The sequence below is a fragment of the Clostridium fessum genome, assembly GCF_027698965.1.
GTDB lineage: Bacteria > Bacillota > Clostridia > Lachnospirales > Lachnospiraceae > Otoolea > Otoolea fessa.
Window position 1 is genome coordinate 86,203 of sequence record NZ_JAQEQF010000010.1, and the last position, 11,579, is coordinate 97,781.

The 11,579-nt window shown below is 49.1% G+C and carries 12 protein-coding genes; 5 read left to right on the plus strand and 7 right to left on the minus strand.

All coding sequences use genetic code 11. The features are described from left to right. Positions 1-125: 125 nt before the first annotated feature. The 6 genes from PG862_RS12470 to PG862_RS12495 all read right to left on the minus strand — a co-directional run bounded on the left by PG862_RS12470 (position 126) and on the right by PG862_RS12495 (position 5,218). Positions 126-1,286: a J domain-containing protein gene (locus PG862_RS12470; protein WP_270707601.1), complete on the minus strand. Its 1,161-nt coding sequence runs from the start codon at positions 1,284-1,286 to the stop codon at positions 126-128. A gap of 149 nt (positions 1,287-1,435) precedes the next feature. Continuing rightward, positions 1,436-1,954, minus strand: coding sequence for an Hsp20/alpha crystallin family protein (locus PG862_RS12475; RefSeq protein ID WP_117796632.1), 519 nt, complete (start codon positions 1,952-1,954; stop codon positions 1,436-1,438). 316 nt (positions 1,955-2,270) lie between these two features. Then, positions 2,271-3,629, minus strand: coding sequence for an MATE family efflux transporter (locus PG862_RS12480; protein ID WP_117796633.1), 1,359 nt, complete (start codon positions 3,627-3,629; stop codon positions 2,271-2,273). Continuing rightward, complete coding sequence (locus PG862_RS12485) at positions 3,622-4,071, minus strand: MarR family winged helix-turn-helix transcriptional regulator (RefSeq protein ID WP_117796634.1); 450 nt, start codon at positions 4,069-4,071, stop codon at positions 3,622-3,624. Before PG862_RS12485 ends, PG862_RS12480 begins: the two co-directional genes overlap by 8 nt. A gap of 153 nt (positions 4,072-4,224) precedes the next feature. Further along, positions 4,225-4,665, minus strand: coding sequence for an FKBP-type peptidyl-prolyl cis-trans isomerase (locus PG862_RS12490; protein WP_117796635.1), 441 nt, complete (start codon positions 4,663-4,665; stop codon positions 4,225-4,227). 115 nt (positions 4,666-4,780) lie between these two features. Next, on the minus strand, positions 4,781-5,218 hold the full coding sequence (locus tag PG862_RS12495) for a Fur family transcriptional regulator (RefSeq protein WP_117796636.1): 438 nt from the start codon (positions 5,216-5,218) through the stop codon (positions 4,781-4,783). A gap of 250 nt (positions 5,219-5,468) precedes the next feature. Between PG862_RS12495 and PG862_RS12500 the strand changes: the two genes are divergently transcribed. The 5 genes from PG862_RS12500 to PG862_RS12520 are packed head-to-tail and all read left to right on the plus strand — an operon-like array spanning position 5,469 to position 10,431. After that, positions 5,469-6,485, plus strand: a complete 1,017-nt coding sequence (locus PG862_RS12500; protein ID WP_117796637.1) for a metal ABC transporter substrate-binding protein — start codon at positions 5,469-5,471, stop codon at positions 6,483-6,485. Between the two features lie 16 nt (positions 6,486-6,501). After that, the gene (locus tag PG862_RS12505; RefSeq protein ID WP_270707603.1) at positions 6,502-7,167 is read left to right on the plus strand and encodes a metal ABC transporter ATP-binding protein; all 666 of its coding nucleotides are present in this window, start codon (positions 6,502-6,504) and stop codon (positions 7,165-7,167) included. Continuing rightward, entirely contained in the window at positions 7,164-7,967 is an 804-nt protein-coding gene (locus PG862_RS12510) for a metal ABC transporter permease (protein ID WP_117796639.1), read from the plus strand. Before PG862_RS12505 ends, PG862_RS12510 begins: the two co-directional genes overlap by 4 nt. Next, positions 7,964-9,532: a permease gene (locus tag PG862_RS12515; RefSeq protein ID WP_117796640.1), complete on the plus strand. Its 1,569-nt coding sequence runs from the start codon at positions 7,964-7,966 to the stop codon at positions 9,530-9,532. Before PG862_RS12510 ends, PG862_RS12515 begins: the two co-directional genes overlap by 4 nt. Then, on the plus strand, positions 9,529-10,431 hold the full coding sequence (locus tag PG862_RS12520; RefSeq protein ID WP_118570674.1) for a TIGR03943 family putative permease subunit: 903 nt from the start codon (positions 9,529-9,531) through the stop codon (positions 10,429-10,431). The genes PG862_RS12515 and PG862_RS12520 overlap by 4 nt, the downstream gene beginning before the upstream one ends. 150 nt (positions 10,432-10,581) lie before the next feature. Here PG862_RS12520 and bsh read toward each other — a convergent pair whose 3' ends face one another. After that, positions 10,582-11,556, minus strand: a complete 975-nt coding sequence (bsh, locus tag PG862_RS12525) for a choloylglycine hydrolase (RefSeq protein ID WP_118638433.1) — start codon at positions 11,554-11,556, stop codon at positions 10,582-10,584. Positions 11,557-11,579: the final 23 nt, after the last annotated feature.

Sequence of the window (11,579 nt, forward strand, 5' to 3'; positions counted from 1 at the left end):
ACTGCGCATCCTCGCGGAGCGTTTATCTCAGTCGGAGACCCAACTCCCACTGAGACAAATTTGCTATTACTTACCACCTGAAGAGGTGGGAGTCTTCTCGACTGAGATAAAAACGGCAGGAGCCGTCAAGCTGCGCTCCTGCCGTTATGTCCGCCGTGGCCATTTTTATCCAGTCCACAGGCGTGTTCAAATTCGCGAAGTTTCTGTTCTGCCTCAGGGGTCAGATGGTTCGGAACATCGATCTGAACTGTCACGTACTGATCACCATGGATGGACGGATTCTTCATGGAAACAACGCCTTTTCCCTTTAATTTAATCTTGGTTCCCGACTGCGTCCCGGCTGCGATCTTGCACAGGACATTGCCGTACAGGGTGGAAACCAGCGCCTCACCGCCGAAGACTGCGGTGGTAAACGGAATGCGGACGGTCGAGTAAACGTCCATCTCCTTGCGCTCCCATCCCGGTTTTGCGGTGACGGTGATATTTAAAAGAAGATCGCCCGCCTCGCCGCCGCCCGTTCCCGGCATGCCCTTTCCTTTCAGACGGATAGATTTACCGGTATCGATGCCCGCTGGGATGTGAACCTGTAAAGACTGGCGCTTGCCGGTCTGTGGGTTCTGCAGGGTAATGATTTTCTCACAGCCGGATACTGCTTCATCGAAACTTACGGTTACTTCGGACGTGAGGTCAGAACCTTTCTCCTGAAAGCCAGCACCGTAAAAGCTCTGGCTGCCGCCGAAGCTAGAACCGCCGCCAAAATGAGCGCTGGAACCACCAAAATCGGAACCGCTGGTAAAATTAGCCCCAGATCCGCCCGTAAAATGGCGGCTGCGGGAGCTGCCACCCGAACTCTTGCCGCGGAACATACCGCCAAACATATCTCCGAAAATGTCACCCATATCGCCCATGTCATCCCCAGTGAAATGGTACTCTGCGTAACCGCCCGGACCACTCTGGTAATGCCAGGCACCACCTTGACCGGCACCGCCGAAGCCAGAGCCAAATGGATCTCCAGAAGCGCCGGAACCGCCAGTTGTGCCGTATGCGGCACTGTTCGGGTCAAACGCAGCGTGACCGAAGCGATCGTAGAGTTTTCGCTTCTCCGGATCACTTAAGATGGAGTAGGCTTCGTTGACATCCTTAAACATCTGCTCTGCCTGGGGATTACCGGCATTGGAATCCGGGTGATACTTTTTGGCAAGTTTCCGGAATGCTTTTTTGATCGTCTCCGCACTGGCATCCCGTTTTATCCCCAGTATGTCATAATAGTCTCTTTTCTCTGCCATCGATTATCACCTCCGTATGTGCAGTGATTTAGGTTTCAATTATTTAGGTTATGATAAAAGATTGGGTATGATAGAAGCTGCCGCATTCCTGCGACAGCTTCTAAACTGGCTGCTGATATTATCAGGTGTGAGCCACAGCCGTTTTTATATTAACCTTCGATGGAAACGAAATGTTTCTCTTCAGCTGCTTTCTTTTTCAGCTCTTTCGGGAAGGTCAGGGTCAGAGTGCCATTTTCAAATTTGGCATGGATATCCTTTTCCTCTAGGTTCTCGCCGACGTAGAAGCTTCTGCTTACGTTTCCGCTGTAACGTTCCTGACGGATGTATTTAACCGGCTTCTGCTCGGCTTTATCATCTTTCTTGGAAGCATCCGACTCTGTGGTTTTGGCATCCTTCTGATTTTCCTTCGGCTCTTCCGTGGAAGAAACTTCCTTCGAACCGCTGACGGTCAGATAACCATCTTTTAGTTCAATCTGGAGCTCTTCTTTCTTAAAGCCCGGCAGGTCGATGGAAACTTCATAATCCTTATCGGTTTCCTTGACATCCGTCTTCATCAGCTGGGAAGAGGAAGCACCATACAGTCTCTGGTTAAAGCTTGGGAAGGAAAAATCCATCCAGTTATCAAAGTTATCAAATACACTATTATTAAAAATACTCGGCATATACATAAGTCATCTCTCCTTTTCGTATTATCTTAACGTTACTGTTCACGCATACGTGCCCAGTAACATCTTAACATCTATGTGAAAACATCGGCGGCAACAAGCTTGTTCTCATTTCCTTGTTCCTCTCCTTTGTTCTAGCTGTAATATAACACACATAATTAGCACTGTCAAGAGGTGAGTGCTAATTTTCTGTGAAGATTTTGTGAACAGCGCAATTATTCAAGGATAGGCACTTTTGAAACCGAAAGTGCCGTGACGATAACAGGCAGACACCTTCGCTCTGAAAGTGCCTGCCTGTTACGGAGCAGTTCCTGTGTTTTTATATGATTTCTTCTACTGGCGGGTGCTGCTGTTTCCGGGTCCAGTAGATATAATATCCGATATTTAGTACAATGCCGACGATCGTAGAAACGGGGGCTGCGAGACCGATCTTGGTCAGGCTGGCATCCGGCTGGATACTCATGAAATACGCTAGCGGGAGACGCACCAGAAGTGTCTGGATGAGTCCCTGTGTCATAACCCAAAGTGTCTGGTTATTTCCGTTGAAATATCCGATCATGCTGAACAGAACCGCGGTCACGATGGACTCGAGTGCGAATCCTTTCAGGTAATCATAGCTGTTCTGGATGACCGCCGCATCCGTCGAGAAGAAGCCGGACAGGACATCGCCTTTTAGGAGAACCAGGGTAAAGACGATACAGCCGACGCACAGACCGACGCCGATTCCCGTAAAAAGGGTGTGCCTGGCACGTTTGACTTTCCCTGCCCCCACGTTTTGGGAGACGAAGGAAGCCATCGACTGCATCAGGGCGCTCGGGACAAGCATGGCGAAATTGACGATTTTGCATGCTACACCGTAACCGGAGGACGCTTCCAGTCCCAGTCGATTGACAAAGGCGCACAGGGCTAAGAAGGAAAGCTGGGTTAAAAATTCCTGAAGCGCCAGCGGCAGTCCGATGGAAAGAAATTTCGGACACTGGGTGTTGAAGCGGAAATCGTGCCGGGTGATCGTAAATGGCAGAGTTTTCTTAATTAAAAGAATAATCGCGAAAATAACGCTGAGCGCCTGCGCGGAGACGGTCGCGATGGCGGCACCGGCGGCGTCCATATGAAGACCAGCTACCAGTGCGAGGTCGCCGATCACATTGACGATGCAGGCAACCAGGACAAAGAGAAGCGGTGACTGGCTGTCACCGAGCCCGCGGAAGATGGAGGACAGCAGGTTGTAGGCGACGATGAAGAAAATGCCGCCTCCGCAGATGCGGATGTAGCTGGCGGTCTGATCCACCGCCGCCTCGGGTGCCTGCATGAGAATGGCGATCGGGCGGGCAAAAAAGACCATGACGACGAATAAAACGGCGGAAATGATCGTAAATACAATCGAAGCTCCGCCGACAACTGCGCCGATCTGCTGCGGTTTCTTTTCACCGAGATAGCGGGCGATCAAAACGGTGATACCCATAGCGAACTGAATTACGACGAAGGTGACGAGGTTTAAGACCTGGCTGCCCGTCGAAACGGCGGAAAGACCGGAGGTCGAACCGAACCGTCCAACCACCAGCAGATCGACCGCGCCGTATGCCGCCTGCAGAATCAGTGCACCGAGCACCGGAATCATGAAAGCGATCAGTTTTTTCAGGATACTGCCCTGTGTAAAATCAGCTTTATCATTATTCATGGGAATCCCTCCGTTTGCACATAATCTGATAAAATGTCTCCATCGTCTGAATCATCTGGCGGGCGTCCTCCTCAGTAATGGTGTCTAAAGACGGGGCGAGCGCGCTGAAGTATTCGGTGTCATACGTCTGTGAGAGCGTCCTGCCCGCTTCGGTGATGGAAATGTAGGTAACACGCCCGTCGTTCTGCGAGGTTTTCTTTTGGAGATAACCGCCCGCTTCCATCTCCTTGACAGTCCGGGTCACGCCTGGGCGAGGCAGGTTCAGCGCATCGCTGATGTCCGATATTTTTACATGGATGCCGTTTCGCTCCAGCGACTGGATGACATCCAGATATTGAATATAGGAGGAAGTGACTCCCTTCGGCAGCGGCGGAAGCATATCCCGGATTCGTTTGCCCTGATAACAGGCGTCCAACATCCGCTTGATTGTTTCGATGGTCATATGGAAAGTCTCCTTATCAAATAGTTACTTGTGATAATTACCGTGGGTAATTATAGTGGAGGAGTGAGAATTTGTCAAGAAAAAATACCGCCAGCTCCCGGGATGGGCGCTGACGGCGCGTGTTGTTATAATGTAAGGGCAGTTGTGTTACGGTTATTTTACTTCAACCAGCTCAATCTTAAAGTTAAGCTCCTTACCAGCCATCTCATGATTGGCATCAAACGTGATATTTACCTCATTCTTTGCGATAACCTTGACCGGGAACGGCTGTCCCATCTGGTTGGTTAAGTATACCTGCTGTCCAACTTCCAGTTCCTCGGAACCTGGCAGTTTAGCGATCTCCAGTTCCAGAATGGCGTTCGGATCCGGCATGCCGTAAGCTTCCTCCGGCATCAGGTGAATCTCTTTCATCTCGCCTACTTCCATATCAGCGACAGCGGCATCGAAGCCTTTGATCATCTGACCGGCACCGCAGACAAACTCAAGGGGTTCGCCACGATCGTAGGAAGAATCAAACTGTGTTCCGTCATTAAAGGTTCCTTTGTAATGAGTGCGGCAGGTTTTGCCGACATTGCGTCCTGTGATTTCAGACATGATAAAATCCTCCAAAAGATATTGATATGCGGTAATGGGAAAATCCGCCTCAAACGGCCGTTTTCCGGTAAATTCGTGTGCATATGCTACCAGTATACTAAAAAATACAGGAACATTAAAGCTCTTTTTCAGAACCTTCTTTGGCGGCGCATTCCTGGCAGAGGCCATGCAGCAGATCACCGCTGCATTGGAGCAGAAAGCCATGCTCTTCTAGGAGATGCTGACGGAGTTCATCCATGAAATCGCAGTCAAGGTGAAACAGGCGTCCGCAGCGGGTACATTTAAGATGAAGATGCTCCATACAGTGGGCACCTTCTCCGGCATATTGGTAAACGGCTTTGTCATTTTCAGCATCTGGATATTTGATAACGATGTGCTCTCGGCACAGTTTGTCTAAAAATCGGTAAATGGTGGTAGTATTGGTTTCTGCCCGTTTTTCTTTCAGATAATTTTGTATATCGGCAACGCTTACCGTGCTGGAAGCGTGCTCTTTCAGGTATTCGAGAATCTCAGTCCTTGTTTTGGTTGTATATGGTTTTCGGATCGAAGTCATACGGCAATATCTCCTTTGTCTGTTAGCTCCTATTTTAGCGGTGAAGGGAGGAAGCGTCAAGCCGCATAAGAATAAAATGCAACTCATTTGCAAATTAATCTTGACGATGTAAAAAAAAGGTGCTATATTAATAAACGCAAATTACTTGCATTTATTAATGTGTAGAGCAGAAGACACAAAGCCTGCTGTTGACAGGCAGGTGCTTCTGCAAATGCTATGCGATAACCTACAGCTGAAAGGAGCAGACAGAATGAAAAAGAAAAGTGTGTTTATGGGAATGATAGCAATCTCTGCACTCGTGTGGATGACGGGCTGTGCCGGAAGGGCGGTGGAATCGTCCGATATAGAGACCGAACAGGAGGAGAAAGACGGAAGCGGGGAAACAGAGACGGATGTAATAAGCATCGATGGAGACAAGTTAAAGGTCATGGCGAGCTTTTATCCGATGTATGATTTTGCCCAAAAGATAGGCGGCGATCGGGTGGAGGTGACGAATATGGTGCCGGCGGGAACGGAACCTCATGACTGGGAACCGGCAGCTTCTGACATCAAGAAGTTGGAAGAGGCAGATATTTTTATATACAACGGAGCCGGAATGGAGCACTGGGCTGCCGATGTGCTTACGTCGCTGGACAATAAAAACCTGATTGCGGTGGAAGCATCTACGGGAATTGATCTGCTGGAAGGCTCAGAGCATGAGGAGGAAGAAAACGGAGAGAAGGATGAGCATGCAGAAGAGATTACCTATGACCCCCATGTGTGGTTAGCGCCGGAAAATGCGAAGAAGGAAATGGAAAATATAAAAGATGCACTTGTATCAGCGGATCCAGATCATCAGGAGTATTATGAGAAAAACTACCAGACCTATGCGAAGAAGCTGGATGATCTGGATGCAGAGTATCAGGAAAAATTATCGGATGTGAAAACACGGGATGTGATAGCTGCACATCAGGCATTTGGGTATCTGTGCCAGGCATACGGTTTAAACCAGAGCGGAATCGAAGGATTATCCGCAGATTCAGAACCGGATGCAGCCCGGATGAAGGAGATTGTGGATTTTGCAAAAAAACATCAGGTTAAGACCATCTTCTTTGAGGAGCTGGTAAGTCCGAAGATATCGGAAACGATTGCAAAAGAAATCGGAGCGCAGACAAAGATGTTAAATCCATTAGAAGGGCTTAGTGATGAGGAATTAAAAGCAGGGGCGGATTATTTTTCTGTAATGGAATCAAATCTTGAGACATTGGTGGAAGCACTGAATCAGTAAAGAAAAGGGAGCGGGCATGAAGATAGTGGATGTAGATCATCTTTCATTTGAATATGGGAACCGCAGAGTGTTACATAATTTAAATTTTTCAATCCGGCAGGGCGATTATGCAGTGCTGACAGGGGAAAATGGAAGCGGTAAAAGCACATTGATGAAAGTATTGTCGGGAGAGTTGGAGTCGGCAAAAGGAAGGGTTGTGATAGCAGGAAGTGATTCTTTGACAGCAGCGCTTCATCGAATCCGCATCGGCTATATGCCGCAAAATGGAACCAGCCGCAACGCATTTTTCTCGGCAACGGTGGAGGAAATCATGGAAACCGGAATGTATCATCCATTCTGGAAAAAGTGGGCTGTTAAAGATAAAAAGGAAAGAATATGCCGGACATTGGAAGAAATGGGAATGAAAGATGCGTTAAACCGGCGGATAGGGGAACTTTCCGGTGGCCAGCAGCAACGGGTTATGTTGGCACGTGTGTTGATTTCCAAACCTCAGCTTCTCCTTCTGGACGAACCGGCTGTCGGAGTGGATCAGGAGTCCCTTCGGCAGTTGGCAGCGGTATTAAAACGCAGAAATCAAGAAGGGGCGATGACAATTTTTTTGATTACCCACGGAAATCAAGCTGTATTTTCCGGAGCAAATCGCTTTTTTAAGATGGAAGAAGGAGGGGTAGAGGAAAAATGAGTATTTTCGAGTATGGATTTATGCAGAGGGCATTTTTAGTAGGAATTTTGCTGGCTGTTATTACGCCGCTGATTGGCATGACGGTAGTACTTAAACGGATGTCGATGGTGGGAGATGCACTGGCCCATGCTTCTTTAGCAGGGGTAGCGATCGGAATGCTGTTTGGAATCAACCCGGTAGCCGGAGCAGGCGGTATCTGTGTGGTGGCAGCGCTGGCAATTGAGGCGATTCGGCGTCGTCTTCCCCGGTATTCAGAAAATGCGATTGCGATCGTTATGTCTGCTGGAATAGGTCTTGCCGGAGTATTGTCCGGATTTGTTAAAAACAGTGCTAACTTTAACAGCTTTTTGTTTGGAAGTATCGTGTCAATCAGCACAGCGGAACTTTTGGGGGTATGTGCTGTCAGCGCAGCGGTACTGCTGCTTCTTATTTTATTTCGGAAGGAACTTTTTTATATAGGATTTGATGAAAATGCAGCCAGAATCTCGGGAGTTCCGGTGCGTAAGGTGAATTTTCTATTTACTGTTTTAACAGCATGTACCGTATCGATCGCATCAAGAACCGTGGGAACCTTAATTATTTCTTCGATGCTGGTGGTTCCGGTAGCGTTTGGAATGCAGATGGGAAACAGTTATCGGATGACGGTTCTGTGGTCTGTTTTGGCAGCGGTCGGGACAACGATTCTTGGATTGTTTATCTCGTACTATTGGGGAACAAAACCGGGTGGTACAATTGTACTTCTGGAAGTCGCGTGCTTTGTGGCAGCTCTTGGAATCAAAGGAAAGGAGATGGGACGATGACAACACCGGTTTATATCGTAGAAGGGTTTCTGGGCAGCGGAAAGACGAAACTGATAGAAAATAGTCTTCGTCTCAGACATTGCCGGAATGTACTGATTTTTCAGTTTGAAGAAGGAGAAGAGGTACTGGATACAAAGGAGGCAGAGAGGTGCAGTTGGAAAATCCGGAGCTGGGATCGGGATGAGCTGGAGACACATCTGGAAGAGGTAGCAGACAGAGTGGAGGTGGAGCTTGAAATCCACCGCTATGAAGAGATCTGGGTGGAGTGGAACGGAATGGAACGTTTTGGAACACTGGAGAAACTTCTCCTGTCCAATGCGCTCCGACGAAGGATTCATATCGAAAGGGTAATGTATCTGGCAGATGTGGAAATGGCGGGAATGATGCTTGGACAGACCGGGGAAGGTCCGATTTCACAGGTAGCTTCTAGTGATGTGATTTACTTGAGAAATACGGAAGATGAAAACGCGGTAAAGCAGTTGGAGCATATGTGCAAAGCACTGGCGCCATCGACAGAAGTCTGGGAATATTCAAAAGAAGCCCTGTTGGATGAATTGGGAAAACAGAAGGGAAGCCCGCTGTTAGAATGGCTCGCTTTTGCGCTGCTTGCCTGTTTTTTACTGATGGTAGTGGCACTGGCAGAACAGCGAGGCGTGCCGTTGATCCGCTATTTTACTATTTTTATGGGAGTGTTTTTGCAGGCGGTCCCATTTTTACTCTTGGGTGTCCTGATTTCCTCGGCCATTCAGGTCTTCATTCCGGTAGGGGTTCTGGAGCGGATATTTCCGTCTAATCCGGTCTTTGCGATGGGAATGGGAATTGGAGCCGGATTTTTTTTGCCGGTGTGTGACTGTGCGTCGATCCCTGTTTTCCAAGGATTACTGAAAAAAGGGGTTCCGCTTCCGGCTGCCATCTGTTTTATGACGGCAGCACCAATTGTAAATCCCGTTGTACTTCTTTCAACGTATTATGCTTTTAATGGGAGTTTTCGGGCAGTTTTTTACCGGACCGGTCTGGGAATCCTCTGTTCCTTTTTGATTGGCACCAGCTTTTTCATCCGGAAACCGACGGATTATTTGAAAGGAGAAGCTGGAAACACTTCATTTTGTACCTGTGGCTGCTATCGGGAGAGCAGAAGCGGAAGGCTGGGCAGGGCAGAACAATTTTTGTGGCATGCCCGCATGGAATTTTACTCGGTTGCCAGGTATCTGGTTGTGGGAATTGCGGTATCCACCCTGTTTCAGGCGGTGAATCTGGGAGTTTTAAAAGAATGGGGGGCTTCCTGCCTTCCGGTGGCGTTGTTTGCGGCGATTCTGCTGGCATTTCTGCTTTCTCTGTGCTCGTCCTCGGATGCAGTGGTGGCGAGAAGCATGGCGGGAACTTTTTCAACGGTTCCGCTTCTTGGATTTCTCGTATTTGGACCCATGATGGATATCAAAAACGTGATGATGCTGCGAGGATATTTTAAAGCATCGTTTATTGTCAGGCTGGCGCTTACGGTATTTGCAGTCTGCTTTGGAGTGGTGCTTACAGCAGGACTTCTGGGAGGAGGAATGGCAGGATGAGAAGGCATTATATCAATCCGGGGGCACTCATTGAGGCAGTGATAAGCCTCCTCTTTGGACTGAAACTCTTCTGGATGGCGTATACAGGCCAGTATCTTCTCTTTGTGACTCCCAGGATGAAAGGGTATCTGTATTTTGCGGCGCTGGTAATGGCAGTCTGGGCATTTTCCTGCTTTGCCCGGACCGGGATACCGGAATACCGGCAGCATCTGAACCGGACGCTGGTTCTTCTAATCCCACTCATGGCGCTGCAGCTGCCATATCAGGCGCTGGGGGCATCGGGGAATATGTCCTATTCCAGCCAGGGACTGGTACAGGCGGGGCGTCCGAGAGAAGAAAGCGGACAGAATGAGAAGACGGATAAGCAGGCTGTGTCTGGCGAGAGTGAAGCGGCAGTGACACAGGCAGCGGATATGTATACCGGCTCGTCTGATGACGGGACAGAATCCCTAGAAGAAACACAGGGCGGCAATATAGATGAAACAGCAGGAGCACAGGAAGATTCAGAAAGGATCGAAACGCCTCCTGGGCTGGATACAGAAAACAGGCGGATTGTCGTGGATGATGCCAGTTTTTATCCGTGGCTGGTGCAGCTCAGCTATTATCCGGAGATGTACGAAGGATATGAAATCCAGATGCATGGAACTGTTTACCGGGATGATACACTCACAGTGGGGCAGTTTGGCTTGATCCGTATGCTGATGAGCTGCTGTGTGGCAGATCTGCAGCCCTGCGGACCGCTGTGTATCTGGGATCAGGCGGAAACTCTTTCACAGGATGAATGGGTGACAGTCACAGGAACCTATCATTATGATGAAGAGAAAGGAATGGAGATTCAGGTCTTGAAGGTAGAAAAAGCAGAGGCGGCAGAGGATGAATACGTATATCCGGTTTATTGATGTCGGCCGTTCGGCTTGAACAGGGAGAGGAAATGTTTGCGGAATATTTCCTCTCCCTGCTTTTTGCTTTATAGGAACGTGTGTCCGGAGTCTTCATACGGTGGGCTGCCTGCCATGCGTGAAGAAGAGGATAGAAGAAAATGCTTCGTCCTAATTCTCCCACCGTATCTGTTCCCCCTGTACCAGCGGAAATCTTGAAAGAGTCTCCCCGTCCAGGTTCTCCCGGTTCATATCCACTGCCGTGATCTGATGGTTTTCATATGTCGTGTAGTAGTAAATCCCCTTATCCGCGTTGCAGCAGGAGGTGTAGAGTGTGATTTCATATTTTCCATCGGAGACCTCGCAGCATCCGCGCTGCTGGTCAACCGAACCTAGGATATGGAAAAACTGGCTGACACTTTCTAGCTCGGATGCGCCGGAGCGGGCATTTGATTTTGTAAAAGCGACCCGTGCAAACCGGGAAGCGGAGGAGAGGTCTCCCGGAAGTCCGAGAGCGCCCATGCCGCGGCTGTAGGTTGTAAGCGGCAGATCGGCAGAAAATGTATTCTGCGGCTGCTTCGGGGACAAGTTCATGTAATTGTTGAGGGAGAACAGCTGCTGCGGGAACGGCGGATTGTTTGTCAGGACACCCACCGGATTGTCGTAGATATGCAGCCCGTCCGCCATCGGCTCGATGACGATGCATTCATTTTTATCGGCAAGAATCCAGTGAAGCTGCGCCGGGGCAAACTGCTCGTTGAATGGGGTGTCGGTCAGTAGCATCTGGGAGAGGCGGATGCGAGCCTCTTTCACGGACGCGCACTGGCTGAGAATCCAGGGGATGAACTCAAACTGTGCGATGTTGTCATGATCCTCCTGCGGCTTCTGGTAGGAAGCATTGCCGACGAAATTCAGTCCCGCCATGCAAAGCCCCTTCTCATTAAAAGCATCATAATAAAGCGGATAATCCCCCGCCACATGTGCCATGCCGATGATGGCATAGTGGGTAGAAACCGCGCTTGCGTGGCGGAAAGTAAGTGGATAGTTGCGAGGTGTGACGGTTACTTCGTCCCCGTAAGAAAATTCATAATCTAAGGTTCTGCCGAAGTAGAAATCGGCGGTTTTGTAAGTTGCGGCTGTACACATATATGGTCTCTCCTTTTTATCTC

What these genes read in the sequence shown, in the direction of transcription:
- PG862_RS12470 (WP_270707601.1), bottom strand. Translation starts at nt 1,286, where the DNA reads ATGGCAGAGAAAAGAGACTATTATGACATACTGGGGATAAAACGGGAT.
- PG862_RS12475 (WP_117796632.1), bottom strand. Translation starts at nt 1,954, where the DNA reads ATGTATATGCCGAGTATTTTTAATAATAGTGTATTTGATAACTTTGAT.
- PG862_RS12480 (WP_117796633.1), bottom strand. Translation starts at nt 3,629, where the DNA reads ATGAATAATGATAAAGCTGATTTTACACAGGGCAGTATCCTGAAAAAA.
- PG862_RS12485 (WP_117796634.1), bottom strand. Translation starts at nt 4,071, where the DNA reads ATGACCATCGAAACAATCAAGCGGATGTTGGACGCCTGTTATCAGGGC.
- PG862_RS12490 (WP_117796635.1), bottom strand. Translation starts at nt 4,665, where the DNA reads ATGTCTGAAATCACAGGACGCAATGTCGGCAAAACCTGCCGCACTCAT.
- PG862_RS12495 (WP_117796636.1), bottom strand. Translation starts at nt 5,218, where the DNA reads ATGACTTCGATCCGAAAACCATATACAACCAAAACAAGGACTGAGATT.
- PG862_RS12500 (WP_117796637.1), top strand. Translation starts at nt 5,469, where the DNA reads ATGAAAAAGAAAAGTGTGTTTATGGGAATGATAGCAATCTCTGCACTC.
- PG862_RS12505 (WP_270707603.1), top strand. Translation starts at nt 6,502, where the DNA reads ATGAAGATAGTGGATGTAGATCATCTTTCATTTGAATATGGGAACCGC.
- PG862_RS12510 (WP_117796639.1), top strand. Translation starts at nt 7,164, where the DNA reads ATGAGTATTTTCGAGTATGGATTTATGCAGAGGGCATTTTTAGTAGGA.
- PG862_RS12515 (WP_117796640.1), top strand. Translation starts at nt 7,964, where the DNA reads ATGACAACACCGGTTTATATCGTAGAAGGGTTTCTGGGCAGCGGAAAG.
- PG862_RS12520 (WP_118570674.1), top strand. Translation starts at nt 9,529, where the DNA reads ATGAGAAGGCATTATATCAATCCGGGGGCACTCATTGAGGCAGTGATA.
- bsh (WP_118638433.1), bottom strand. Translation starts at nt 11,556, where the DNA reads ATGTGTACAGCCGCAACTTACAAAACCGCCGATTTCTACTTCGGCAGA.